Source organism: Rossellomorea vietnamensis (genome assembly GCF_025398035.1).
GTDB lineage: Bacteria > Bacillota > Bacilli > Bacillales > Bacillaceae_B > Rossellomorea > Rossellomorea vietnamensis_B.
In genome coordinates this window covers 3,256,658-3,282,500 of sequence record NZ_CP104558.1, presented here as the reverse complement: position 1 = coordinate 3,282,500, position 25,843 = coordinate 3,256,658, and the positions used below count along the sequence as shown (strand labels likewise).

The 25,843-nt window shown below is 44.7% G+C and carries 14 protein-coding genes and 12 tRNA genes (1 of these 26 only partly in view); 4 read left to right on the top strand and 22 right to left on the bottom strand.

Annotated elements, in window-relative coordinates:
- The 13 genes from N5C46_RS16835 to N5C46_RS16775 all read right to left on the bottom strand — a co-directional run.
- A tRNA-Ile gene (locus N5C46_RS16835) sits at positions 1–40 on the bottom strand; it reaches 34 nt to the left of the window's first position.
- Positions 41–69: 29 nt separating this feature from the next.
- Positions 70–143 (bottom strand) — tRNA-Met (locus N5C46_RS16830).
- A gap of 67 nt (positions 144–210) precedes the next feature.
- A tRNA-Ala gene (locus tag N5C46_RS16825) sits at positions 211–286 on the bottom strand.
- A 7-nt stretch (positions 287–293) separates the two neighbouring features.
- Positions 294–370, bottom strand: a tRNA-Pro gene (locus N5C46_RS16820).
- Between the two features lie 7 nt (positions 371–377).
- Positions 378–454 (bottom strand) — tRNA-Arg (locus tag N5C46_RS16815).
- Positions 455–510: 56 nt separating this feature from the next.
- A tRNA-Leu gene (locus N5C46_RS16810) sits at positions 511–599 on the bottom strand.
- A 5-nt stretch (positions 600–604) separates the two neighbouring features.
- Positions 605–679: transfer RNA gene (locus tag N5C46_RS16805), tRNA-Gly, on the bottom strand.
- Positions 680–687: 8 nt separating this feature from the next.
- Positions 688–772, bottom strand: a tRNA-Leu gene (locus N5C46_RS16800).
- Positions 773–836: 64 nt separating this feature from the next.
- Positions 837–912, bottom strand: a tRNA-Lys gene (locus N5C46_RS16795).
- A gap of 19 nt (positions 913–931) precedes the next feature.
- Positions 932–1,007 (bottom strand) — tRNA-Thr (locus N5C46_RS16790).
- A 62-nt stretch (positions 1,008–1,069) separates the two neighbouring features.
- Positions 1,070–1,145, bottom strand: a tRNA-Val gene (locus tag N5C46_RS16785).
- A gap of 38 nt (positions 1,146–1,183) precedes the next feature.
- Positions 1,184–1,258, bottom strand: a tRNA-Glu gene (locus N5C46_RS16780).
- Between the two features lie 427 nt (positions 1,259–1,685).
- On the bottom strand, positions 1,686–3,752 hold the full coding sequence (locus N5C46_RS16775; protein WP_261749492.1) for a class I SAM-dependent methyltransferase: 2,067 nt from the start codon (positions 3,750–3,752) through the stop codon (positions 1,686–1,688).
- Positions 3,753–3,945: 193 nt separating this feature from the next.
- Here N5C46_RS16775 and N5C46_RS16770 point away from each other — a divergent pair, with 193 nt between their 5' ends.
- On the top strand, positions 3,946–4,227 hold the full coding sequence (locus N5C46_RS16770) for a DUF948 domain-containing protein (protein ID WP_261749491.1): 282 nt from the start codon (positions 3,946–3,948) through the stop codon (positions 4,225–4,227).
- A 46-nt stretch (positions 4,228–4,273) separates the two neighbouring features.
- On the opposite strand, the gene N5C46_RS16765 is transcribed toward N5C46_RS16770, so the two are convergent.
- Complete coding sequence (locus tag N5C46_RS16765; RefSeq protein ID WP_261749490.1) at positions 4,274–4,588, bottom strand: DUF5658 family protein; 315 nt, start codon at positions 4,586–4,588, stop codon at positions 4,274–4,276.
- 228 nt (positions 4,589–4,816) lie between these two features.
- Positions 4,817–10,390, bottom strand: a complete 5,574-nt coding sequence (locus N5C46_RS16760) for a pullulanase (RefSeq protein ID WP_261749489.1) — start codon at positions 10,388–10,390, stop codon at positions 4,817–4,819.
- 351 nt (positions 10,391–10,741) lie between these two features.
- Here N5C46_RS16760 and N5C46_RS16755 point away from each other — a divergent pair, with 351 nt between their 5' ends.
- Positions 10,742–12,844 carry a GDYXXLXY domain-containing protein gene (locus N5C46_RS16755; protein WP_261749488.1) on the top strand — a complete coding sequence of 701 codons (2,103 nt, stop codon included), beginning with the start codon at positions 10,742–10,744 and terminating at the stop codon, positions 12,842–12,844.
- A gap of 116 nt (positions 12,845–12,960) precedes the next feature.
- On the opposite strand, the gene N5C46_RS16750 is transcribed toward N5C46_RS16755, so the two are convergent.
- From N5C46_RS16750 to N5C46_RS16725, 6 genes are all read right to left on the bottom strand, one after another.
- Positions 12,961–13,866 (bottom strand): DUF1672 domain-containing protein, encoded by a 906-nt coding sequence (locus tag N5C46_RS16750; protein WP_261749487.1) that lies wholly within the window; start codon positions 13,864–13,866, stop codon positions 12,961–12,963.
- A gap of 97 nt (positions 13,867–13,963) precedes the next feature.
- Positions 13,964–16,066 carry an SA1320 family protein gene (locus N5C46_RS16745; protein ID WP_261749486.1) on the bottom strand — a complete coding sequence of 701 codons (2,103 nt, stop codon included), beginning with the start codon at positions 16,064–16,066 and terminating at the stop codon, positions 13,964–13,966.
- Between the two features lie 14 nt (positions 16,067–16,080).
- On the bottom strand, positions 16,081–17,019 hold the full coding sequence (locus N5C46_RS16740) for a DUF1672 family protein (RefSeq protein ID WP_261749485.1): 939 nt from the start codon (positions 17,017–17,019) through the stop codon (positions 16,081–16,083).
- Positions 17,020–17,306: 287 nt separating this feature from the next.
- On the bottom strand, positions 17,307–18,200 hold the full coding sequence (locus N5C46_RS16735; RefSeq protein WP_261749484.1) for a DUF1672 domain-containing protein: 894 nt from the start codon (positions 18,198–18,200) through the stop codon (positions 17,307–17,309).
- A gap of 27 nt (positions 18,201–18,227) precedes the next feature.
- Positions 18,228–19,130 (bottom strand): DUF1672 domain-containing protein, encoded by a 903-nt coding sequence (locus N5C46_RS16730; protein WP_261749483.1) that lies wholly within the window; start codon positions 19,128–19,130, stop codon positions 18,228–18,230.
- A 496-nt stretch (positions 19,131–19,626) separates the two neighbouring features.
- Positions 19,627–20,295 (bottom strand): hypothetical protein, encoded by a 669-nt coding sequence (locus N5C46_RS16725; RefSeq protein WP_261749482.1) that lies wholly within the window; start codon positions 20,293–20,295, stop codon positions 19,627–19,629.
- 180 nt (positions 20,296–20,475) lie between these two features.
- On the opposite strand from N5C46_RS16725, the gene N5C46_RS16720 reads away from it, so the two are divergent.
- A complete protein-coding gene (locus N5C46_RS16720) occupies positions 20,476–21,366 on the top strand; it encodes a helix-turn-helix transcriptional regulator (protein ID WP_261749481.1) in 891 nt (296 codons plus the stop codon).
- A gap of 106 nt (positions 21,367–21,472) precedes the next feature.
- Complete coding sequence (locus N5C46_RS16715) at positions 21,473–21,928, top strand: SRPBCC family protein (protein ID WP_261749480.1); 456 nt, start codon at positions 21,473–21,475, stop codon at positions 21,926–21,928.
- A 193-nt stretch (positions 21,929–22,121) separates the two neighbouring features.
- On the opposite strand, the gene N5C46_RS16710 is transcribed toward N5C46_RS16715, so the two are convergent.
- Positions 22,122–25,544 carry a S8 family serine peptidase gene (locus N5C46_RS16710; RefSeq protein ID WP_261749479.1) on the bottom strand — a complete coding sequence of 1,141 codons (3,423 nt, stop codon included), beginning with the start codon at positions 25,542–25,544 and terminating at the stop codon, positions 22,122–22,124.
- Positions 25,545–25,843: the final 299 nt, after the last annotated feature.

Here is a 25,843-nt window from a genome sequence, read left to right as displayed (position 1 = left end):
GTTATGAGCCGTCTGCTCTAACCAACTGAGCTAAGGGTCCTTATAAATCGCACGTTATGTATTAAGTAATAGCGGCGGAGGGGATCGAACCCCCGACCTCACGGGTATGAACCGTACGCTCTAGCCAGCTGAGCTACACCGCCACGAATCTACTATATGTTTGATTTCCTGAGAAACCAATGAAGTATATTTCACTTCCGTAAATAAACTTGGTGGAGCCTAGCGGGATCGAACCGCTGACCTCCTGCGTGCAAAGCAGGCGCTCTCCCAGCTGAGCTAAGGCCCCAAAGAAGTGGTCGGGAAGACAGGATTCGAACCTGCGACCCCTTGGTCCCAAACCAAGTGCTCTACCAAGCTGAGCTACTTCCCGATATATATGGCGCGCCCGAGAGGAGTCGAACCCCTAACCTTTTGATCCGTAGTCAAACGCTCTATCCAATTGAGCTACGGGCGCAAATTAATTCTATATTAGTGATGTATGGAAAGTTATTTTGCTATCGCAAAAAACTTTGGTGCCGAGGACCGGAATCGAACCGGTACGGTAGTCACCTACCGCAGGATTTTAAGTCCTGTGCGTCTGCCAGTTCCGCCACCCCGGCTTACTTGGAGCGGAAGACGGGATTCGAACCCGCGACCCCCACCTTGGCAAGGTGGTGTTCTACCACTGAACTACTTCCGCGCTAGTAATGGTGCGGGTGAAGGGACTTGAACCCCCACGCCTTGCGGCGCCAGATCCTAAGTCTGGTGCGTCTGCCAATTCCGCCACACCCGCATATTCTATTCATTTTCACATTAGAGAAAATGAAGGTAAGATATTTTGCTGGCGCAAAAATCTTTGGTGAGCCATGAAGGATTCGAACCTTCGACCCTCTGATTAAAAGTCAGATGCTCTACCAACTGAGCTAATGGCTCATTTTCATATAAAACCAAATGGTGCCGGCAAGAGGACTTGAACCCCCAACCTACTGATTACAAGTCAGTTGCTCTACCAGTTGAGCTACACCGGCATGTGTTTTGCTGCTTAATGAAAGCAACGCATGGAAAGATATTTTGCTGGTGCAAAAATCTTTGGTGGAGGATGACGGGATCGAACCGCCGACCCTCTGCTTGTAAGGCAGATGCTCTCCCAGCTGAGCTAATCCTCCATAATATAATGGTAAGTTCATTTTACATTCTAAAAAAATGGTGACCCATACGGGATTCGAACCCGTGTTACCGCCGTGAAAGGGCGGTGTCTTAACCGCTTGACCAATGGGCCATTCTGATGAAAAAAATCCATGATGGCGTCCCGTTAAGGACATGTATAACTATAACAATTTATTTCGTAGAAGTCAACTTCTAAATAATCAAAAGTGAAAACTTTTTTCTCTTACTTATCGCACATTTTTTTGTGAGCCGAAAAAGAATATACCACATCTTCAAAGAGTATATCAATAGATATTTTAACCTTAATAGATTATTTTCTAATATTAATGTTAATATGCAAAGGTACATCTGTTATTTTTATATTTCCCCAGAAAAGATAATTTGCACTATTATAAACAAAGGTGTGTTTAGTCGATATACCTTCTGTCTTATAATGTATTTACCCATTAATCATAGTTTGTTTTTAAATTTTTTATATTACTGAATCGATAAAAGGATCTCACCCTTTACCCTTAAAATGAGATCCTTTTACCATTGCATTATTTCTTCTCAATCACGGTAAAACATGTACTATCCGGAAGGCGCACCGGATTTCCGGTTTCATCGGTAAGCTCGACTTTCTTTTCTAAATGTTCTTCATACCCTTCTTGCAGGTAATGCTCAAATAACAGGATTTCAGCCTGGTCTCCGAGCGTCGCCTGGATAAACTCCCGAAATCTTGATGGAGTGAAATAGCCGAATTGTTCCTGTACTTCATGGGGGTAAGCTTCTTCACCCCATGTATACGTATAAAGGAATTCCATCGCATCGTTTACATCAAGAAGGACGGCATCTTCTCCTACTAAGGTATAGGTGATCGACCTCCCCTTGAAGTCCCCCACGTATCTCTTGAAAAAGGAAAGGCCCCGTGGATCTTTAAAGCGAATGATCCGCTTCTCTTCTCCGGGCTCTGTCATGATGCCGTCCCGGATGATGATCCTTCCTTTTGGTCTGAGAGCTTTAAGGGAACTCTTTAAGGTTTGGGCAATGACCCCATGATTGAATTTTTTACCTTCGTACGGAATATAGGAAAACATCTCATGGAGGATCGACGAGAATACGATCGTGTCGGCCCCTTCGTTCCCGATGTAGTCTTCGAGCTTGAGAGCATCTCCCTGCATGACTTCCCATGGGGCGTTTTCCCTTTGCTTCTTCCGTTTCAGCTCCTCCACCACATTGACGGCAATGTCGATTCCGATGACGGTGGCTCCGGGGTGGTGACGGGTCAACAGGTCCAGCATGACTCCTCCCCCCGGACCGATATCGACCATTGTCTCTCCTACAGCGTAGTCCGAAATCTTTTTCTTGAAGTCCTGTGAGCTATTCATATCACTTAGGTAGGTTTGTTCATTGTTCAGCCTGTCATAGGCATCCTTCCTGAAGTTGAACAGGTCATATAACAGGACGATGGCCCGATCATAAAGGGGTGATTTTTCAGCTTCCTGGCAGAATTCAATCAGCTTCTCCCCTGCCCGTGAAAAAGAAAACCCGACCCCCGCCATTTCTTCCTGTGCATGAAGGGGCGCTGTGATCAAACGGACATGATCGTTTGAAGGGTGCTTACCGTTGACGATCTCTTCGATTGTGCATTCTGCAAGATACGATTCTATGATTCTTTTTTTATAAACATTGACGGTCTTTCTTCCTTTATAGTCGTAATACAGCTCCTTCATCAAGGGCTCAAAGGAAAGGTGTTCCAAGGCAATCTCCCGTGTGTTTCGTTCAATGAGCAGAAAGATCTTAATGCATTCTTCAAACGTAAAATCCGTAAGAGAGCCCTCAACATACCACATATCCGTTTTCCGAAAAAAATGTTCCAGAAGCTTTTCTGCATCGGGATGGGAACTCAGCCTTTCATCGTATACAGCGCCAACGTTTTCCCCCTGTAAAGAAGCAAGATTTCGCAACCTACGGAGCCTTTCTTGAAACGTTTGCTCTTTGGACACTTTTCCATCGCAAATCCAGCGGTTCACCTCTTCCATTTCCTTTTGTACCGAACTCCAGATCTCAGGGGATACTCCCGCTACAATACATTGATTCAAAGCATACAGAAGAGGAAACATTTCTTCTGTCGCCACGTCGATCAGAGGTCTCATGGATGAGTATCTGACTTCACCCCGTATGTATTGACCGGCGAGACCGTGTGTCAGGATCAGCACGTACAGTAGCTTCTCCCTCTCACGATTACGTTTTGCTTCCGGTCGTTTTTCCATTTCCGAAGCGTAAATTTGGGCTGACCCAATATTATGAATGGCGAGATGAAAGCCGTGATCGATCCACTCTCTTCGTTGGTGGGGTAGGCCGCACTTGGCCGTTTCGCTCCACATGAGGACTTCTTCCACTAACTCTTTCTCTTGTTGGTGCAGACTCAACCCGTCCAGTACTTGGAGTGTTCTTTCTACGTATTCCAGCACCGGATTTTGTGCCATTTGTTCAAGCGATTCAACTTGTTCAAGGTTCACGTTTTTCTCTTTCGTAAGAGAAAGGTATTTGAGCCACGTATGTTCCCGCAGTATGAGTGTATTTCCTGATCTCAATTCTTCTATTGCACGTAAGGATGAAAGCATTGTTTTCGCTCCCTTTTTCTCATTATTTACCTTTCCATCATACCTCACTCTGGTAAAGGAATGTCTGAATTTCCTTTTTCATAGACTTAAAGTAAAGGAAGGGAGCTGGTCTCAATGCTTGAGTGGAGCGCTGTTATCGCAGCCGTCGCGTTAGATTCTTGTGGCTTATTTGATTTTGACATTAAGGAGAGTCATGAACACGCTGGACGAAACGAAGAAGACACTGTCTGACATGAGGAAGGCCGTGAATGGGATTACAGAGGAGGCAGAAGAACTGATCCATACGGCCAACCAGATTTCTGTTGATGTAAAAGGAAAGATGAAAGCCGTTGATCCGCTGGTCGAGTCCGCACATGATGTCGGGGACATGATCCACAGTGTGACAAGCTCCGTGAAAAGGGCCGCTTCGCAAAATCGCACTCCGAAGACCATCCATACTCAGGAAAGCAAGCAGGTGCAGATTAAATTGAAGTAAACGGAAAAGAGGCCTGACTAAACGGCCTCTTTATTCTAGTCCATGCTCAAACCAGTCCACCTGCGACCTCCAACAGCCAGTACCCATGCATGAGAAAAACACAGCTGTAGGATACTGCCGCAAAGACTGACACGAGGAGCAACACCCTTGAGGACCGTTTATCCGTTTTAAGATGAAAAAGAAGGAACAGCAAAACGAACGAAAGACCGACCTTCAATAGTAGAAACAACCAAGGGTCCGTGAGATAAAGGGTATGCATGAGGGGATTGGATTCTGATATATACTGAAAATGCAAACCATACATTGTGACGAATGCATCTACGAGGTTAAGGAGTAAGATATAAAGCAGCAGGTACCTCATTATTAATCGATTCTCCTATTCGCTATTTATCGTGGTTTTAAACCATCATACCATACATTTCATTATAACACTCCTGTTTTGTTCTTAATAAAGAATATCAAACAAACGTTTATTTAGATCCTTACCACCTTTGTATTGATATGGTTGGGACCACTATTCAAACGTTTGTTTAAAATTCCGCAAAAAAAATCCCAACCCTACGAATAAGGTTGAGATTCCATAAATCTATCAATGTTTCTTTCTCTTCTTTCCTTTCTTCCCCTTCTCCTCCACTTTGATAACCACGGTAGTCAAAGGATCCAGGGTCAATGTGTCGTCGCTCATGGTAAAGCCTGACTTTTTTGAAACAGGATGCGTCCCCGCTTCATCATTATCCACCACAACTTTTCCTTTAGAGAAGTCATAGTCTCCGATAGACAGCGTCCTTGCTTCGTCATCTGCATTTACAAATACATAATACTCACCCGTATCATCCGTCGATACGTTCTTATACGCAAGCAGTAAGTCCGTATCAGCGATTTCAGGGATATCCATCAGGGATACATTTTGGTCGACCAGTTCTTTGTCGCCGAGTCGGAACGCATTGGTGGATCTTCTCAGCCTGATCAGACCTTCTGTGTATTCCCGTGTGGTTGTGTTGATTTCGTATTTCTTCTTGTTCGTTGCTTTTTCCCAGTCAAACATGTTGATGGCGTCGGATGAATCGTATGAGTCGTGGATGAAGTAGCCGAATGGGTCTCCATTTTCGTCCTCTAGCTCATGATATTTCTGTTCCGGTACGCCTTCGCCGAGCCACTGCTTGGTCCGGCCATATTCCTGGCCACCATGAAGGAATGCCGTCCCTTGTGATGTAAGAATCATCGAGTTCCCGAGTCGAATCCGCTTATGGATTTCCAAGTTATTTTCCGGGATGGCCGGGTCCTTTTTGATCGATTGGGCAATGACGTCGTACAGCGGCAGATTATCGTGGGCCGCGATGTACTGAACCATGTCGCCCGGATCGTCGTCAGCCGTGTTACCCGGCTGTCCCTTGATGTTATTAAAAATAGTGTTGATGTCCCGTGCGCCACCGGTCAGGAAGCGCGGCTCACCTTCTGAACCGAAACCGGATTTCAGTTCGTTCCGGATTTCGTCGGAGAAGACTCCCACGTCGTCGGTTTTGTCCATCCAGTCCTGATCAGCTCCCATTCCTTTTAAGGAAGGATCCGACAGGTGACCGGCGAATGTTCTCCAGCCTTCCCCGATGAACAGGGCCTTAGGGTTGATTTCGGCCGCTGCGTCGTAGGCTTTCTGGATGGCAGGATAGCTTGCATCCCCCATCATATCGAAGCGCATACCGTCGATCTTGTATTCGTCGAACCAGTATTTCACGGAATCCACCATCAGCTTCTCAGCCATCACATGGTTGGTGGCGAGGTTATTCCCGAAGCCGCCGAGGAAGTTCCCCTGCTCATCCTGGAACGCATAATAATTCGGCACGATATCGTTCAGTGTGCTTGTTTTGGCCATATGGGTGTAGACGACGTCGAGGACGACTCCCATGCCTTTATCATGAATCGCATCAATCAATCGCTTCGTTTCTTCGATGCGCAGCTGTGGATCGGTGGGATCCTCTGAATACGCACCGTCCGGGGAGAAGTAGCTGTGAGGATCATATCCCCAGTTGTACTCGTTGCCTCCCGCGGAATACTCAAGCTCCCGTTCTCCCATCTTCGTTTCATCACCGTAATACCAGGCCATGATCGGAAGCAGCTGGACGTGGGTCACACCCATTGATTTGATGTAATCAAGCTTTTTAATGAAGGCGTCATACGTGCCCCAACGTTCCTTTTTCAAATCCTTCTCGATGGACGGGTCGGACGTGAAGTCACGGACATGGATTTCATAGATGACCGCATCCTCCCGTTTTTCATAGCCATCGATGGAAGCATGAGTGAATTTCTTAGGGTCCGTCCCCTTCAAGTCGACGATCGCCGCTTTTCCGACGTTATCGTCGTCAGGTCCTGTTTCACCCTCTGTGTTGACGGTGAAGGCCGCCATGGATTTGGCGTACGGATCGAGTACTTTTTTCGTTACGCCATCATTGGTCACTTCGTATTGATAATAGAAGCCTTTCAAATCTTTCACTTTGAGGTCTTTTGCTTTCAAGTCCGTTGACCAGACACCCTTTTCACCTAAAGTCATTTCCACTTTTCCAATTAGTGACCTTGCGTCTTTTTTATGATAAATATTTGCGACCACCTTACTTGCTTTCGGTGCCCACAGTTTTAATGTGGCATTTCCTTTTTTATACGTGGCACCCAGGTCATCCCCATCGTAAGCATACTTGTTATCAAGCAGTCGCCATCCGGCTTCTGCCGAAACGGTCCTGCCCGAGTAGGTGATGGAAAGAGGGAGCTTTTTCAGGTCAAAATCAGCTTTCACTTCCACTGTTTTGTCTCCGGTAATTTTAACGCTATTTACTTTCACATCGGAACCAGCACTGTCTTTGATGGCAATGCCTGAAAGCAGTGCTTCCTCCGTCAAACCATCTGTCATCGTAAAATTCAGGCGGATCGTGTCATCCGAAATGACTTCAGATGAAACGAGTCCCGTCGCCACATCTCCATGAGGGGAAATGAAGACAGTATCTTCGCCCTCTTTTACCCAGAGTTGATCATATTTATCGAGGAGGTTGAAGGTTTTGTCTCCGCCGTCCTTATTACCGGTCGCTTCATTAAGAACTAGGAAGCCGATCTGTTTGGCATCGGCATTCAACTCAACGTCTACATACGCTCCGTATCGATCCTTCTTTGAAAAGTCGAGCGCGCCCGTCGGCCAGTCTGTTGTCGGGGATTTCACATCTCCCCACGTCCATAGGCCGAAGTTTTCATAATTCCCGTCTTCACGGTCATAGTGGATTCGGACCGTGTTCGCAGGCAGATCAACCGGCTCATACGTATACACCTTATCCGATCCCTGCTCGATCCAGATTTCATTCACGTCAGGGTTTGTGATGGAGAAGGATTTGTCTCCGCCATCTTTCCCCGCATCTCCCTTCGTCACATCCATGACGAGGAATCCGATGTTTTTTGCCCCTTCAGCAAGCGGCACGTCAATGTAAGCCCCGTAGCTGTCGGTTTTTTCAAACATCGTCGCGCCTGTCGGCCAGTTTGCTGATGGAGAGGCGACATCATTCCAGAGCCATGCACCGAAGTTTTCGTAGTTAGCATCCGTCCGGTTATAGTGGATGCGGATGTTGTTTTCAGGTACAGGTTCCGCTTCTGGATCTTCTCCTCCAGCCACTGCACCCTTGATGCTGCCGCCTTCAACCGTGAGAAGTGCCGTACCTCCGTCTGTTTTGGAAGGAAGGGTCAACGTTACCTTACCCGATTCAGTTGTAGGATAGGTTTCTCCGGAATAAGCATTGGTCACGACCGCATCTGGTGAATCAACCGTCAGCGTGATCTCTTTCGCTTCATCCGCGACGTTTAACCCGACGTACACGGAGTCGTCTTCATAGTCACGAGAGAATAATAGGAACTGGTCGCTATTCGAGCCGCCGACTGTATGCCTCTCACCCTTTGCAAACACATCCGAATGGGCTCCCCTGAAGTTTAGGATCTTCGTATAGTGATCCAGCACATCATTATTCTCTACATCATCCCAGTTCAGGTCATAGCGGTTATCATACTGAGGATAATTATTCGCACCACTCTGCCCAAGCTCTTCACCATAATAAATGACCGGCTGTCCTTTCGACGTAGCCTGAAGGGAGGCAGCAAGCTTCAGCTTGCCTTCGTCACCGCCGAGTGAATACAGGAATCCGTCTTCATCATGGCTCCCCAGGAATTGTCCAAGTGTGGCCGTGTTATCAATCTTCCCGTTTCGGGCCGTCAGTTTATCATTGGCCGCTTTCAAGTTGCCGCTCACAAACTCACGGGCGATATCCTTGAATCCGAAGTCAAGGAGGGAATCCATCATCCCTGTATCAAGGTAACCGTAGTCATTGTCGGAACTTGCGCCCCAGGCTTCCCCGATCATTTTGTGCTTCGGCATTTTTTCAGTGATCGCATTCTTGAACGACATCCATGTGGCGTCTTCCACATGCTTCACCGTATCGACACGGAAATAGTCGATCGTATTGCCTTTATCCGTTTTCGCTTTCTCGATCCAATCGGTCTGCCAGTCGATGATCTGCTGACGCGCTTCAGGATCTTCGGTCATTACGTCAGGAAGCCCGGCCAGTTCACCGACCACTTCGTCACTACCAACATTGCCCTGACGAAGGATGTCGCTGTACTTTTCACGTTCGGCGTCAGTCGGATATCCGGCAGGACGCTGATCTTCAGGCAGCTCGCCGTCGATTTCTTTCAATCCGTAACCGGTGTGGTTCAACACGACATCGACCATAATCTTGATTCCGCGATCATGTGCCTCATCAATCAGGTTATGGAAGTCGTCCATGCTTCCGAAGTGAGGATTAAGCTCGCCGAAGTTGCTCGCCCAGTAGCCGTGGTAGCCGAAGTAAGGCTCCCCCTCTTCCCCTTTTCTCACATCGTACTTCACATTCTCCACAACCGGACTGATCCAGATCGTGTTCACGCCAAGCTTATCAAGGTAATCGAGTTTGTCCGTGATCCCTTTAAAATCTCCGCCTTGATACGTGCCGCGTTTCGACTTGTCATAATTCAGGTTGTAAGGATCATCGTTCGACGTATCTCCGTTAAAGAACCGGTCCGTCAGCATGAAATAAATGATCGATTCATCCCAATCAAGGTCGGAATCGCCGACAGACTGCCTTGCTTTCACTTCGATTTCAGTACTTCCTTTATAGACGTTTCCGTAGGAGTCGACTGCGGTTAGAGGAATCGACTTCGTCCCTGCCGTAATGTCATCATCCACGGAAAGGGTCACTTCATTCAGTGACGGATCGATCTCAAACTTCTCCGATCCGCCTAATGAAGAAACATCCGCCGTGATTTTTTGAATCTTTAAACCATCTGTCAATCCTTCGATGTCAACATTCAAGACGGCATTTTCGTTATAGTCCACAGCTGCAGGAGCCACAGAACCCGTCACTGTCAGATCGGCTTTCTGGAAATCAAGAACCGATTTGCCGTCCACCGTATTGTAAGGATCACTCACTTCCGTCGTCACACCATCTTTTGTGACTAAAAAACTGTACTCATTTTTCCCGTTAGGAATGTTGTCGTATGGCAGAACGAACCGCTCATTCTCCGGCTCATACGTCATTTCCTTCGTTTCTCCGTTGTACTTTAACTCCACTTTTTCGATCGTATCCATTTGATCGTTTTGGAAAAGGTTCTTGTCACGATAGTAGAATGTCGCATCCCCCTGATCGATGACCGGTGCGGACCCGTCCGGTACGATGCGGATCTCCTCGACACCACTTGTTATGTAGGCCTTGGTGAGGGTGTCGTTCTTATTCACTTTAATGAAGCGGTCGCCGAATTCTTTTTGAGCCGTACCCCAATCCTCGGTACTGCGCAGAACAAACCCGAACTGCTCCGTTTCAGGTGCGACGGCGATGTTCGCTACCGCCACTCCGTTTTCATAGGAGTCGAAGTTGATTTGATCATCCTTCACCCCTGTATTCCATGCCCATATGTTCCAGCCGTCGTACGTTTCGTCTTCACGGTCATACGTGAAGCGTACCGTGCGGTCACCGGAATCCGCTGCTGTCGCCGCCTCATTTCCATCGGCAACCGCAGAAGCCGCCGGAGCGAATGGTGACCACAGACTGATCAGCATCATCAATGTCATTACCACTGAGAAGTGACGCTTTGTCCTATTTCTCATTCATGTTTTCCCCCTTAATTGGATAATAGAATAATAGAAGTGCTCGTGATGATAGTTGTGAAAACGTTTGCACAAATGGTTAAAAAAATGTAAGGTGACTCCCGGGGTAGTATTTTCGAACTAATGCAAACGCTTGCAATTGTCTGTCTTTTTTATTCTACAATAGATGGGTTGGGGGTGGCTATATGACTATTGGGGGATTTTTTACTTATTTTGCTTGTTCAGTAGGAACGATCTACGGTTTAGAAATGAAGGGTTTGAATACTCCCCTCTTGCTCCTCCATATATTAGCCTATTTCCCTCGCGCCATCATATAATAGAAGGAAGGATTTCATGACAGGGGTGAGTTTTATGAAAAAAATGGTTTCACTTACCTACTTATTCGGAGTTGTCTTCATTTTAACCAGTGCACTTTATTTTTTCGCTTCTAACTGGCAAATGTTTTCGCGGCTTGAAAAAGTGGCCTTAGCGGGGGCATTGATTCTATTGTTCTATGGAGCGAGTTTCCTGTTGGAACGTGTTTTGAAGGGAGCCCATTTCCTTTCGAATTGGCTGTTGGTCAGCGGGGTGATTTCCTTTGGTCTTTCCGTTGCGTTGCTCGGGCAGCTGTACAATTCCCATGCGGACAGCTATTTATTGTTTCTTGTCTGGTCCATTCCCGCCCTGCTGTTCAGCTTGTACACGCGATACGGCGGATTTTACTCATTGACCCACATCCTCCTCCATTTGACGATCTACTTTTATTTGTTCCCTTCCACTCCATTCGGGCACTGGACCCTCGCCCATGTGTGGATTGCATTCGGAGTCGGCATCGCGAATATGCTCTTATTTTTGATTATCAAAAAAGGATATATCCATTCAAAGCCATTGCTTTACCTGAGTCTCGTCTCTGCCAATCTTCTTCTTATCGTCACGGCTTTCGAAAATGAGTATTCCGCTTTCTTCACTCTGTTCTATATAGGCATCCTCGGAGTCGGGGTGTACCGGTATTTTCATAAGGAAACATCCATCTTTATCATTCTATCAATGTTCGGAACGGGGTTTATCATCATCAAAATGTTCGAGCTGATGGCAAGATACGTGTCCAGCCTGTTCTTCATCGGTCTTTTACTGGCAGCCATTCTGTTATTAACGGGAAGTGTTTTCCTTGTGAGCTATTTACGGAAGCATTCCGCTTCCCGGCATTGGACAAAGACGATCTTCGTGGCAAGTGTCACGACTATCGCGTCTGTTTTCATCGTAGCGTCTGTTTTCGGCCTGCTTTCATTGTTCATGGTGGATGTCTCCATGACCACTCTATTTGTATTGGCGACGGTATTTCTCGTCATTCCGAGTACAGTAACCAACTGGCCGTCCCCTGTAAAATATTCGCTTATAATGACCGGCATCGTGATCGGAATGATAGCAAGTGTATTTGATGAATTTTCGTTTGTGATGTTCTTTGTTTTCGCCTTTGTATTCTATTTTGAAAAACGGACTGCTGCGCGATTTATCTTTTACCTGCTTTTTCAATTGAATACAGCGATCTTCTTAGGGCAAACGATGGAACTGGGTGCTCATGCCCTTCTGCTGGTGATGGTGCTCTTAAACGTGATTGCATACCTCCTGCTGAAAAATAAACAGGTCCTTCAGTATGGAGCGTTTCTCAGTGGATTCACAGCCCTTTTCTCGTTAACGACGATTGATCTATCGTTGAGTCTTCATATTATCTATTGCACGTTGTTTTTCCTGATAGCAACCTTATGCGTGTATGTTTTCAAAAAGCAGGGTCTCCGGCTTTATTGGGTATCATCCCTAGTATTCTCGTTCATGCTCATCGTCCAGTTGTATTACGATCTGGCCTGGAAGCTCGTTCATAAATCCTTGCTCTTTGCCGTTTTGGGGATCGGCTTCTTACTGGTGGCCGGTTACCTGGATAGGAAGGGTGGCTTTGAACGGAAATCGCACTCGATACTGGCAGGGAAAACGCTCGGCATCCTGTTCATCATATGTCTTCAAGGCGGATGGATCGGGTATCAGGTGTATTCGAACGAAACCTTACTCCAAAACGGGGAAACGGTCATCCTGGAACTTCAACCAGTCGATCCAAGATCTCTCCTCCAGGGGGATTATGTGGAATTGAACTACAGTATTTCTCAACTGGAGGATACCTCCATCGATGACAACGGGCCCGTCACGATTGTATTACGTGAAAACCCACAGGGGGTCCATGAATATTCAGGAGTTTATAAGTTTAATGGGAAATGGAATGCGTCTTATGAAAAGAAACCCGATGACGTGCTCTTAAATGGGAAAGTGACAAGCTCGTGGGACAACAGTGCCCAGGTCACGTATGGAATCGAACATTTCTTCATTCCCGAAGGAACCGGCCTCGATGTTGAAGGGAAGATGAAGACTGCGGTGGTGAAAGTGAGTGATAAGGGGGATGGGATATTGGTGCGGTTGCGGGACTAGAGGAATGGTTGTTATGTGAAACTGTTTTTATGGTATGGGGGGTGGGATCTTTCCACCTCTATTTTGGATGAGGGTCCGGGGTAACATGTGCGATGCCAGCCCCTCATTGTTCACCTTTATTTAGATTTAATGAGTTCCGTCATAATTGAATTCTCCTTATATCCCTCAGATGTTTCTTTATGTACCCCATTATCATTGACAATGATTTGATAAGTCCCTTTAGGAATTGTGTCCATACTTTCTAAATCATTTGAAACTTTTTCTAGAATGCTTTTACTCGGAGATACCCTCTCCTCTTTCATAAACAAAATAATATTAATGTTTAGATATTCTTCAGCAAATAAGTCCTCATTGAATGCACGTTTCAGATCTTCTTTTTTGGCATCCGGATTTTTCATATATAATTCAAACACTGGCTGTATTGCCTCATCACCATAAAATGAAGTCATCGTATAATAAGGGGTCATGACACCTGATCCACCGACTTTCTGCAGTGATTCGACCGTTCTCCCTGTTACCTTATTATCCGACACCACTTCGTCAAGGTATTCTTCCAGGTTCTGAAACTCATCATCAAATATCAGTCTATATAAACCTTCCCTGATCCCTTCTTCCACCACATCTTCCTGGGACATGACATCTTCAGACATGATTTCTTTCGTTTCCTGATTGATTGGGACAATGGCATAAGAATAGAAATGAACAGGTCCGGTTGATTCAACAAACACCGTCATTCCATCAGCATTCCCCACTAGATTACGAACTTCAATTTCAGTCTTATATTTCTCTAAGAAGAAATCCTTTACCGCCTTTTCCACTTCCCCGCATTTAGCCTCGGCAATCTTATCGTTTTCGTCACCATTTTTCAAAGAGTAACCTTCTCCTTTGTATTCCTGCACGCTGGCATATTGAGCTTCCTCTTGATCCAGCGTACTCTTCTTTTCTGAAAATGTATTCATACATCCAGCTAGAAGAATTGTCAGTCCTATTCCCAATATGACTCCTCTAATTTTTCTGTCCATGAGTATCTGCTCCCCCTATACGGGTCTATGTACCAACAACTAAATGAAATCCCTTAAAATCGGCAAAAAAAGAGGAACAAGCAAAGGACCTGTCCCCCTATAATGTGACACGATCCACTTGTTCTCGCAGTAGGATCATGTTGTCTTTCAGTCTTTTTGAAATTTCGCATAAAGCCTGGACGGAGTTTCCTTTATGATGGCTAAGCTGGTAGACTATATCGTCAAAGAGCAGCTCCATCTCTTCATGGATGGCCATGGCCGATACATTGTAAAGGTGGATATTGGCGTAGTCCGTTGAGTCAAAGATGGCAGAGTCGATATAGGGCTTGAAGCTCTCCAGTAAAGCAGGGAATCCGATGGTCAACCTGGTTAATCCATCCCTGAGACCTTCAATGGTTCCAGCCAGTTCGTCGATTGGCTCCAATGCGGAAGATACGTATGAGCGGATTTTGTCATCGAAGTCTGAGAAGATGCTGATGATTTTTCCAGGGACCGTTCCGCTTAGCGCTATGTTCATGGCGCCTTTGATTTGAGCTGATATCATCTCCAACGTATTCTCAATGGCGAACGCAATTCCGGTCAAGGTTCCTAACAACGGAAGAAGCAGACCGTGTGAAGCTCCTTTGAAACTCTCAAAAGATCCTTCTAGAATGACTTCTTTAACCTTCATTCCTATAAGCATATGATCAGAGGTTTGCAGGATATAATCGTTTTTCTTCGGCATCGTCACCGTATGTTGAACGGAAGCCCCAGAAGAAATGCTGGCGCTCAAGGAGGCATCCCGCTCACCGAAGTTCGTTCCCAAATCGGAGACCTGTTGTTTGAACTCTGCAATGTTACTATTCAGCTTTGCAGTATTGTGGTTGATAATTTTATAGTGTGCCAGAATATCGTTTACAAGGACATCCTCAAGGGTCTCTTTCCCCCCGCTAAATAGCTGCGGGATTTCTTTATGAAGGATGTTCTGAAGGAACCCGGTCAGATTGGTGATTCCACCTTTGAACTCCAATAACTGACTACGTGCCTGCCCGAAAATACTCTCCACACTGATACTTCTGTTGAATAAGTGCTCAACCAATTCAGCAGGCGGGGAATTCAACACTCCATTGAGGGATCGGCTTGCATTTTCAGCCATATCGACAAGGGAAATGAGATGATCGATTTCTGAGGTCAACCGGTGACTGGTTGTCGTGATACCGATGAATAAAGGGTTACCAATCAGATTTTCAAAGGAATCCTCAAAGATCATCTGCAATCGGCTTAACCGCTCTGAATGACGGTCGCCTTCATGCTGGGCGATCTCTTCTGAATGGATCAGGTACTCCTGAGCATGACCCAGCCTTTCAGAAACATCCCCTTGCATCGCTTCCGCCAACAGGTTGAGGTTGTCACGATTGATCTCGATTCTATCTGAATGTCCGCCATAAAGGGGTTCGCCGGTCCAGATGCTTGTCATGATGTGGGCATCAGCTTCGTCGTAGATTTTACCATAACCCGGTTCTCCATCTATGCCTATAACATATTTCCCCCCATCGGTATATCCTGTGTGATTATTTTTCAGGATGTTAAACTTATCACCGATCTGCGGTATTCCTGTTGATATATCATACCTCTTACCGGGGATGCGTGAATCGAGATGCAGGGCAATAAGGGTGCCTGTCAGGACATCATAGTTGGTGAAGTAGTTGGTGATGTTGTCGTAGCTTTTGTTAGGGTCCGCCATCCCTTTTGGGAGAAGAGCAGCGTTAAGCGTAACAGATTTCACTTCTGGATGTTCAATGGCTACTGAATTGGCCAATGGTCCACCTAAAGAATTTCCAGTAACTGATTTCACACCTCCCAAAGATTCATATTTTTTGTTCATCTTATTATAGTACTCCTGAGCTGCCTCCAGTTGGGGAAGTGTAAGGTCACTAAGTAGTTGAGCGTCGGTTAGGAGATCTTGTTTTCCATTATCCGCTGCTGCATCAGTCCCTACATAAACTATAGAGACTTCCTTTGTTGTATCATTTATTACCGTCATTGCATCCAAACCCGTAATATCACCATATTTAGAGTCCATTACTATATATACTTCATTATTTACTGTTAAAATGTCACCTGTTTCTGCACCCTTGTAAGCGTGTAACCCCGCCAACTCTACTAAATTTTTATCATTGTTTTTCGTATTAACCTTTTCTAGTTTGGTTAAATTATTCACTAGGATACACCGCCTTACTCCTTAATAATTTCATTTGGGATAGCTTTTTCTAGTGAATTATCTTTTACCCCTTCAAATGATTGTTTCAGAACTGTATTGTCGTTAAGGAAGATGCTATAAGCCCCTCTTGGTATATCAACCATACTTTCAATATCGCTAACTACTTTATTAAAAACTTTTTCATCTGGATCAGTATTTTTATCTTTCATAAACAAATTTATAACGACTCTAAACTTAGTAGGATCAAATGCTTGCTCATTATAAGCAGCCCTTAATTCTTCTGTGCTAACCTGAGGATCTTCCATATATAAATCATAAACCGGTTTAATTGATTCATCATTCACAACAGTAGATGACAGGAAATAATAAGGAGTCATATAACCAGATCCACCCACATTTTGGAGGGATTCAACCGTTCTTCCAGTAACAGGTTCTTCGTTTGCAATTTTTTCTAAATAATTATCTAAGTGATCAAATTCGTCTTTAAATATACTCCTGTATAGGCCCTCAGTTATAGCACTCTCCACCTGTCCCTCTTGAGAAAACACACGGTCGGATTGAATTTTTTCATTGGATTTATCAATGGGAACAATTGCATACGTGTAAAAATGAAGCGGATTGGTTGATTCCACAAATACTGTAGCTCCGTCTTCATTGCCCACAATATTATGCACCTTCACATCTGTCTTATATTCTTTCAAGAAAAAGTCTTTAACCGCTTTCTCTACCTCCTCATGATTCGCTTCTGCAATTTTGTCTGTTTCTTTCCCGTTTTTAAGGGTATACCCTTCTCCCGTGTATTCCTGCACTCTTACATATTGATTCTTGACTTGTTTTTCAGCACTCTCTTTCTCATCCACACCATTACCATTCGCATTATCCATATTCATACATCCTCCAAGTAATAATGAAAGTCCGATTCCATATATGATCCACTTATTTTTTCTGTTCATGAATGTCTGATCCTCCTAATTGGATGGGTTCATTTTAAAGAATTACCTTTATATTGTATAAAAGTCTGTAAAGTATTAACAGTTCAATTGGGAATTCCTTAGATCAATCAGGAAAAACAGGAAAAAAGTAGTGGTGATGATTCGTTTCTACATTTCTTTTAACCTATTCTTATTGCTGGAATTGTCGTGAGTCTTCAGACTTATACATTTGTATAATTACCCCAATTATTCAAATCATAACCTGTTGGTCTAGAAATTTTTGTAAGGTATGAACAGGGTAAGAATCCCTATTTCCCCCTAATCACTTCCTGCTCGATTGAATTATCTTTAAAGCCTTCAAACGATTCTTTATGGACGCCGTTGTCATTTATCGCTACCCTGTATGTCCCTTTTGGGAAATCGTTTCTTTCCTTTATATCCCTTGCAATCCGTTCCATGACCTCTTCACTGGGCTGGACGTCCTCTTCTTCCATGAAGAGCATGATATTAATCCTTAGGTTATCCGCTTCGAATAAGTTCCCATCATATGCTTGCTTCAATGTTTCGATACTCATTTGATGATCTTTCATATATAATTCATACACAGGCTTGATGGCTTCATCGCTGTTTAGTGATGACACAAAATAATAAGGCGTCATATATCCAGAGCCGCCAACATTTTGAAGGGATTCTACGGTTCTACCAACAACCTTTTCCTCCGAAACCACCTTCTCAAGATACGAATCCAGCTTCTTAAATTCTTCCTCGAATATCAACCTGTATAACCCTTCCCGAATGCCTCTTTCCACTTCCCCTCCCTGTGTCCTCACCACCCCAACGGAAATACGATCTGTTCCCTGATGAAAGGGGACGATGGCATAGGTATAAAAATGGACAGGTCCCGTCGATTCAACAAACACCGTCACTCCGTCCTTATTTCCTACGAGATTATGAATCTCCACCTCGGTTTCATAGTTCTCCATGAAAAATGCTTTGACAGCTTTCTCCACTTCTTCACGGTTCGCTTCTGCAGCCTTACCGTTTGCTGCTCCATTTGTCAGTCGATACCCTTCCCCTTTATAGTCCTGCACCCGTTCGTATTGTTCTGTCACTTCTTTTGATGTGCTGCTATGTTTCATACAGCCTCCCAGTAACATGGAAAGTCCGATTGCATACTTGATCCACTTATTTTGCCGAACCATGAAATTTCACCCTCCTATCCATTCCATCTATTCCTTCACGATGGAATCCGGAAACGATAATTCCAAGGAGTTCTCTTTCACCCCATCATCCACCTTTTCATTGATTAAATTGTCATTGATGAAGATGTTATAATTTCCTTTCGGTATCGAGTCCATCGCCTTTAGGTCTTTTTTTATTTGATTAAATAATTTTTTATCAGGTTCTGCCTGTTCCTTTTCCATATATAATTGAATCGTAATCGTATAATCCTCTGCTGAAAAGTCCACCCTTGAGAATAGCGGTTTCAGTTTACTCACCGGAGTATCCGGGTCTTGTAGATATGCTTCATATACTGGCAGGGTCGCTTCATCATCAGGAGGGACGGACAGATAATAGTATGGAGTCATATAGCCTGATCCCCCTACATTTTGAAGGGACTTTTCCGTTTTCCCGACCACTGGGTTCCCAGAAACAATTTCACTCAGATATTGATCCAATTCCTGAAACTCTTCCTTAAATAAAAGTCTGTACAGCCCTCCTTGAATGTTGCCTTCAATGTCCCCGTCCAGAGATGAAACGTCCCTGACCTTTTTTTCACTTAAGTCCATCGACACAATGGCACTATTATAAAAGTGGACGGGGCCTGTCGATTCTACAAATACTGTCGCACCATCCACATTTCCCACTATGTTATGGACTTTGACATCCGTTTTATAGGTTTCCATAAAGAAATCTTTCACTGCTTCTTTTACTTCTTTGCTTTTTTCTTCAGCGATTTTGTCCGCTTCTTCTCCACCTCTAAGCACATATCCATCCCCATCGTACTCTTGCACTCTTACATAAGTGTCTTTATACGGACCATTCGTTTCATCCTTTTTATTTAAACAGGCTCCCAGCAATAAGGACAGGCCAATCATTCCACATATACTCTTCTTGTATTTAGTCTTCATGCGTTGCTCATTCCTTCCATATATCAAGGGTCAATTACCATACCTCACTGCTGCTTGAACGACCGCTTCATAATCTCATCCGGAGTGGTTCTTTTAACGGAATTTTCATTTATCCCTTTAGACTAAGATGGTTTGAGTACGGAATTGTCCTATACCAACCCTTCTGTTATGGCACTTCTCCCCTGTCCTTCGTGGTAAATAGACCTAATTTTCACGTTATCCCATAAATGTATAATTACCCCAACTCCTATCGTTATAAGCTATTTGTTTGATTACAAATGAGTTGTTCGGAAAAAAATTACATAAGGAGATCACGTTGCCTGAGCTAGGAACGAAGTCAATAAGGTCTCGGATATTCCGGGTTGAAATATCCAAGCCCCATCTATATAACCCTCTCATTTAAGAAGCCCAAAGGAACAAGTTCCCTTGGGCACATAAATACGATCAAGCTATTGAGTGATTTGCATTTCTAAGTGACTCAAAACGTTCCAACCGACTAGGCTGCATCCCCCCGCTCTTTCTCCAAAGCTCTCCTCCGAAGGCCTCTTCCACCGATCACACAGGAAATTCCTATTAATGTAAGGGCAATCAAAGATAAAGTGCTTCCTTTTTGGTAAGGAAGATTCGTGTAATATCCATACTTCTCTCCAGAGAGTCCCCTAATCCATTGTGTCTCCATTTTAGACTTACGATTCACCCCGAAATTACTTACCTTTATCACTCCATTTTCATTTACGTGGTACGTACGAAATTGTTTTGATTCAGGTGTCAGGCGAAGGGCCATGATAAATGATTCTTTCCCGGTTTTCTTATCCACCATGACCTTGTATTGAATGGCATCAGTAAACGCACTCATTTCCTCTGCATCAGATTCAACCTTGAAGCCTTTCATCTTTGCCTCAGGTTCATCTTTCACTTCCAGAATAATCGCTCTGTCCGGTCCATCTTTCTCTTCCAGAAACGTATTCACCTTTACTCCATGAAACACCTGGACAGGATAGACCTCGCCATCTTCCTCCAATGACCTGAACTCATACTGTTGATCGAATCGGGATTGATAGAATGTTTCCCTGATGGATTGAAGGACAAAATAAGCAGCCAGGGTGAGGATAAGCAACCCTACTATGAATATGAAGTGACTTACATATAACAACCGTTTTTTCATAGTGATTCATCACTCAAATCTATAGAATTTGATTTGTATACTACTTCTTTAACTGTTCTCCATTCCCCTTTGGGAAACACGCCAATTTTTTTGAAACTTTTTGTTGAAACAGAGGGATTGATGTCTCATTATAAGAGCCAAGGGACCTGTACCTGTGAGATATCTGTAGGGGGTGGGAAAATGGATTATTCAGTGATAGGAAAGAAGATTAAAGAAATGCGGAAGGTAGTCGGAATTACGCAGAAGGAACTGGCTGAAGGTATTTGTACACAAGCACTTATCAGCCGGATTGAAAAAGGAGATATTTACCCCAGTGCCACCACCTTATACCAAATTGCCATTAAATTGGGGGTGGATGTAAACTACTTCTTTGAGATTGGCACTACACCCCGGCTGGATTACATAACTGAAGTGGAAAAACAATTACGGCACTTTAGGATATATAGGGAATACGAAGAAATGATGGAGCTGATCAAGACAGAGGAAAAGAATCCCCTATTCTATAAAGATGACGAGAAACTTCAACTTCTTTATTGGCATAAGGGAATCTATCAGTTCGAAGTCGAGAAGGATCCTTCGAAGGCTTTTTCTCTTCTAGACCAAGCCTATCATTTGACTGCACACCGAAAAAAGGCCATGTCAGAACGCGAAATGCAAATCCTTTCAAGTAAAGGTTCCATGAACTTCACGTTAAAGCACTATGACTCAGCCCTTCATTATTATAACCAAGTGGAGACGGCCATTCATAAAACCGTTCCATTGCAGGATAAATCGATCAAGACCAAATTATATTATAATATAGCCAGAGTATTGACACGTATGGGCGAACTGGAACAATCAACTCGCTATTGCACCAAAGCCATTAAATGGTGCCTTGAGGAAGAATTGTTATGGGGCGTCGGGGAATTGCATTATCAAATAGGCTATAACTATGAGCTGGCTCATCAATATGAAAAGGCACTCTCATACTTTCGCAGGGCTTTGCATATGTTTGAACTGCGGAAGGACGTTGCCTACATTTCATTTCTCCGTCCAAAAATGGAAGAGATGGCAAAAGACCTCTCGGATTAAGATGAAATGACCTCCAACAGTAGGGGGACGGTTCTTCTGCTTCCTCCAAAATGCAAAAATAAGCACGGGAACCGTCCCCGTGCTTCCCTTGAAAGGTTGATGATGTATGCCCATAATACGACATGATATTTTTATCGATGCACCCATCCACGTTTGCTTTGACTTAGCAAGAAACGTAGATGTCCATACCGAAACGACAAAGAAGACAAAGGAAAGAGCGATTGACGGTGTGACAAAGGGACTGATGGAGAAAGGAGATACCGTTACTTGGGAAGCCACCCACCTGGGAGTCAAACAAACCTTAACCGCCAAGATCATAGAGATGAAAAAACCACATCAATTTACAGATGTCATGATAAAGGGAGCATTCCACTCATTCACCCATGTACACGAATTTATTGAAAGTGGCACAGGGACGATCATGAAAGATACCTTTACGTATCAATCTCCACTTGGCGTACTGGGAGTCATAGCTGATAAGATATTCTTAGAAAAATATATGAGAGATTTTCTTGTTGGTCGTGCGGTAGAGTTGAAACGGATTGCTGAGAAAGATAGATGAGACACTTAAGATTCGAGGGTGTGATTTCTTTCTTCTCGGGCAATGTCGAATTGACCTTTACTCTCATCTAAACAGTTGTTTACATAAATGAAAAGCATAACAGAAGCAAGGGGACGGTTCTTCTGCTTCCTCCAATACTTAAAAAGAAGCACGAGAACCGTCCCCGTGCTTCCTTTCATTCTCAATTTTTAATCTATCGTTTCACTGTGAATTTTTTCGGAACCGTTGAGAGGGTCAATCCACTCTCATCTTTCACCGTCACCTTCACATAATAATCTCCATCCGGATATTCACTGTCAGGAACCCAAGGCAGATTATAGATGGAATGCTCGTTATAAATATCTGCTTCTTCAAGCGGGTTCCCCTCTGCATCGGTGATTTCCAAATGCCAATCAAGGCGTTTGTACTCGAAGAGCGTCAGGCGCAACGGTTTCGTTTCACTTACGCTTGATGCGTTGTTGATGCCCAGATAGTTAATCAGTGGCTCGGCGTTTAGATACGATTCATCCCCCTGATACGCAACCCCTACATTTCTGGCGTTGTCTAAACCTGAGATAGTGACAAGCTCAGGCTTCACTTTGGAGATATACTCTGATGCCCCGTTTTGAAGCCTTTTCCATTCACCATTAACCCAAAGCATGCTGCCAAGGGGTCCGGTGCCTGTGTCTGTTACATCCCAACTGATATGGTAGTTTCCATCCGGCATTTCTTCCACCTTGATGTCTTCCACTTTAGGAGCTTTGGAATCTACCTTTACCGGAATCTTGGTCACTTGTGGCTCTGCACCTTCATAATTCAATGTACTTGTATAGACGTAATAGTACTGTCCATCCGGTACTATTTTTCCTTCATGATCAGTAGAGTTCCAGAAGAATCCTTCCATTTTATAAGAGTAATTCCTGAAGCTCATAATGTTTTTTCGGAATGGATACGGACGTCCATCCTCTGTGAATTCACTGAAGTTTCCTATTTCTTTTATGGTATTGCCTTTCTCATCCTGAATACTCAAGGACATCTCCTTCAGATTGCGCAACGCGGTGAAGGAAGGAAAAACCCCTTCACTGACGGATTGTGGCGAGACACCTATCTTTTCTTTCTTGAATGTTTGGGTAACGGGATCATATCCGACAGGCAGGTCATCTATCTCATTGAATAGGACGGTGTACCCCAGGAACGCATCCCCTGTCACAGGGCTTTCATCCACATTCGCCATGGAATCCCAGTCACCGTAGTATCCCATAAGCGGGACGGAAAGAGTCGTCAGGTCTTTTACCGAGCTTCCCTTTGGCACAAAACGGACAAACCCTTCGATGAAGCGCCCTTCGCTCAACTCTTCAGGCAGTTCAACCGAAATCTTCACCTCTTCATCACGCTTAGGTTTGTATTGGATCGGTTCGTCCTGGTTGTACGTCCGGCCGTTGATCTTGATGTCCGCTCCTGTCACCGGGACACTGTGAAGCGTTAAGTATTCTCTTTCCACTCCATCATGTGTTTGCTTCGTCGTTTCATCTGTGACGAGATCAATCATAATTTCATATTGATGCTGAGGCTTCACCAGGTTTTCCTTTAAAGGCTCCACATTCAATGTAAAATCAAAGCTGCGTCCCACCTCTTTTAGAGCAACAGATGCAGCCTGTTCTGTCGGTACCCCGACACGTTCAAGAAGATAAGGCGTCTCCACTGCACGGTCGATTTTCATGATTCCGGCACCTTGTCTTCTTGGGGAATAGACCGCATTTTCATCGGTTGGATCTGTCAATGTTTCGGACGTATTCATCAAGGCGTTCTTCGCTTTCAACACGGTTTCCTTATTTTTTGGAAGACCCAGCTCCTGATAATAATGCTGTAAAAGAAGGGCTGCGCCGCCTGCTACCTGCGGGCTCGCCATGGACGTTCCGCTCATGGTTTCATATTCGTTATTGATCACCGTCGAATAAATCTTCCCGCCCGGCGCCGTGATTTCCGGCTTGAAGCTTAGATCTGTTGGAGATCCGAAAGAGGAGAAGGTCGACATCGGCTCTGTTGCCGTGTTTTGAACCTTTAGTACATCGTCAGTCAGCTGAGCCGTCAATTCTTCACCAGACTTCAATCGCTCTGCGAGTTCATTTCCTCCTGCTTGATCCGTTGTGACAGCCGGAATGAAGTACGGGCTGAAGTATAGATTTGTTGCATACGATGTCAACTGGGGAGGCGGAATCACCATCACCGCTACCGCACCTTTTCCTGCAGCTGCTGTCTGCATATACGTTGATGGGGCATAGTATTGTGATGGCTGTGCGACTGCAATCTTCCCTTTCAAATCAAGATCCTTGACCGCTGCTGAATTCCCCTCACCAACGTAGACCAGTTCGTATTCCTTAGATGGATCCAGCGTCCCGTTCAATTTCTTGATCCCCTGTTGAATTTGATAGCCCAACAGACTTCCATCCGACAAACGCAGACCGTCCACGGTCATCATGTCGTTCTCTGAAGAAGCGACTTGCAGGGCATAAGGCGTCACGCCGGGATCTCCTACGAGCCCGATGTCAGGATTTTTCGCTAAAGGCAGTTGAGACCTTTCCAGCAAATTGTTCTTTGTGCTGTAAGCCGCATTCCCTGCCGCCGCAACAACCAGTACGCCTTGTTCCGTTGCATATTGAATCGAACGCTGGACGGGATCATCCGGATCGACATTCCCAGCCTCGGATCCGAGGCTGAGGTTGATGACATCCGCTCCCATTTCCACAGCATGATAGATTCCTGCCGCGATATCATCGTCATAAGCGCCGCCACCCTTATCGGAGAAAACCTTTTCCGCTAAAAGCTGTACATCGGGAGCGACTCCCTCTACTTTTTTCTTTTTTTCTTCATAGGCTCCAACGATTCCGGCTACGTGGGTACCATGGGAATTGGAAGATGGAATGACGTCAGTATCGTTGTCTGCCCAGTCGTATCCTGTAGGGACTTTTTCTGTATACCACGTTTCATTTACTTCGGTTTGCTGAAATTCATCCTGAAGATTGTCCTTGGTCAACTTTGCAGCCTTTTTTCCTTCTTCTGAAAGCTGCATCGCTTCATGACGATGGTCCACCCCGGAGTCAACGATCCCTACGACCATCCCTTCTCCGCGCGTGTTATATTTCGTCCACGTGTCCATTGCTTTCACGAGTTCTTTGCTGTCTACAACGGTATGCTCATACTGCCTGGAAATGCGAACATCCTTTACCCCATCCAGCTTAGCAAACTTTTGGGCTTCCCCGAGGGTTGTATCAACGCTGAATCCGTTGAAGCCTTTGAAAAATGTATGTCTGACTTTAGTCGTTGAAGATTTCTTTCCGGAAATCGCATTCTTCACTTTCTCCACTTGTCCCAAGGTGGATGACTTCGCATTTTTGTCCACCTCGACCTCCACAATGACCCTTACCTTTTCGTTCGGATTGAAGGCAGATTGATCCATCCCATACAGTGGATCATGATTCTCCTCCATCGCCTTTGCAAAGGGATTGGATTTCTCAGCAAGCACCGAATGTGGCACCTTGTTCTGTTTAGAAAACTGGAATTCCGCACTTGCTGATGCCCCGAACGTCCCTGCAGCCATCACGCATGCCAATAAAGATGGTACGATTTTTTTCTTCATGCCCTAACTTCCCCTCTACTATCTTGTAATCTAACGTTTCTTACTTTTAATAGTAGATAGAGAGGTCACCGCAGTAAATGGGGGTTTTCCACGCACAATCCTAAGGAAAAATAAAGGCCTTTTCTACCAAATATAGTCATCGAGAGCATAAATATATAGTTATAAAGCCTGTCATTTTGTGCTAGAACCCCCCTTTTATTAAAATACCTTCCACTCAATAACCCCAAGTTGGGAAGCAAGTGCTTCCGCTTAGAAGCAGGGGGACGGTTCTTCTGCTTCCGCTTAAACGCAAAAAGAAG

Excerpts from the sequence above, each read along its gene's own strand:
- N5C46_RS16775 (WP_261749492.1), bottom strand. The coding sequence starts at position 3,752 with ATGCTTTCATCCTTACGTGCAATAGAAGAATTGAGATCAGGAAATACA.
- N5C46_RS16720 (WP_261749481.1), top strand. The coding sequence starts at position 20,476 with ATGGATTATTCAGTGATAGGAAAGAAGATTAAAGAAATGCGGAAGGTA.
- N5C46_RS16710 (WP_261749479.1), bottom strand. The coding sequence starts at position 25,544 with ATGAAGAAAAAAATCGTACCATCTTTATTGGCATGCGTGATGGCTGCA.
- N5C46_RS16735 (WP_261749484.1), bottom strand. The coding sequence starts at position 18,200 with ATGGTTCGGCAAAATAAGTGGATCAAGTATGCAATCGGACTTTCCATG.
- N5C46_RS16725 (WP_261749482.1), bottom strand. The coding sequence starts at position 20,295 with ATGAAAAAACGGTTGTTATATGTAAGTCACTTCATATTCATAGTAGGG.
- N5C46_RS16740 (WP_261749485.1), bottom strand. The coding sequence starts at position 17,019 with ATGAACAGAAAAAATAAGTGGATCATATATGGAATCGGACTTTCATTA.
- N5C46_RS16760 (WP_261749489.1), bottom strand. The coding sequence starts at position 10,390 with ATGAGAAATAGGACAAAGCGTCACTTCTCAGTGGTAATGACATTGATG.
- N5C46_RS16770 (WP_261749491.1), top strand. The coding sequence starts at position 3,946 with ATGAACACGCTGGACGAAACGAAGAAGACACTGTCTGACATGAGGAAG.
- N5C46_RS16750 (WP_261749487.1), bottom strand. The coding sequence starts at position 13,866 with ATGGACAGAAAAATTAGAGGAGTCATATTGGGAATAGGACTGACAATT.
- N5C46_RS16765 (WP_261749490.1), bottom strand. The coding sequence starts at position 4,588 with ATGAGGTACCTGCTGCTTTATATCTTACTCCTTAACCTCGTAGATGCA.
- N5C46_RS16715 (WP_261749480.1), top strand. The coding sequence starts at position 21,473 with ATGCCCATAATACGACATGATATTTTTATCGATGCACCCATCCACGTT.
- N5C46_RS16755 (WP_261749488.1), top strand. The coding sequence starts at position 10,742 with ATGAAAAAAATGGTTTCACTTACCTACTTATTCGGAGTTGTCTTCATT.
- N5C46_RS16730 (WP_261749483.1), bottom strand. The coding sequence starts at position 19,130 with ATGAAGACTAAATACAAGAAGAGTATATGTGGAATGATTGGCCTGTCC.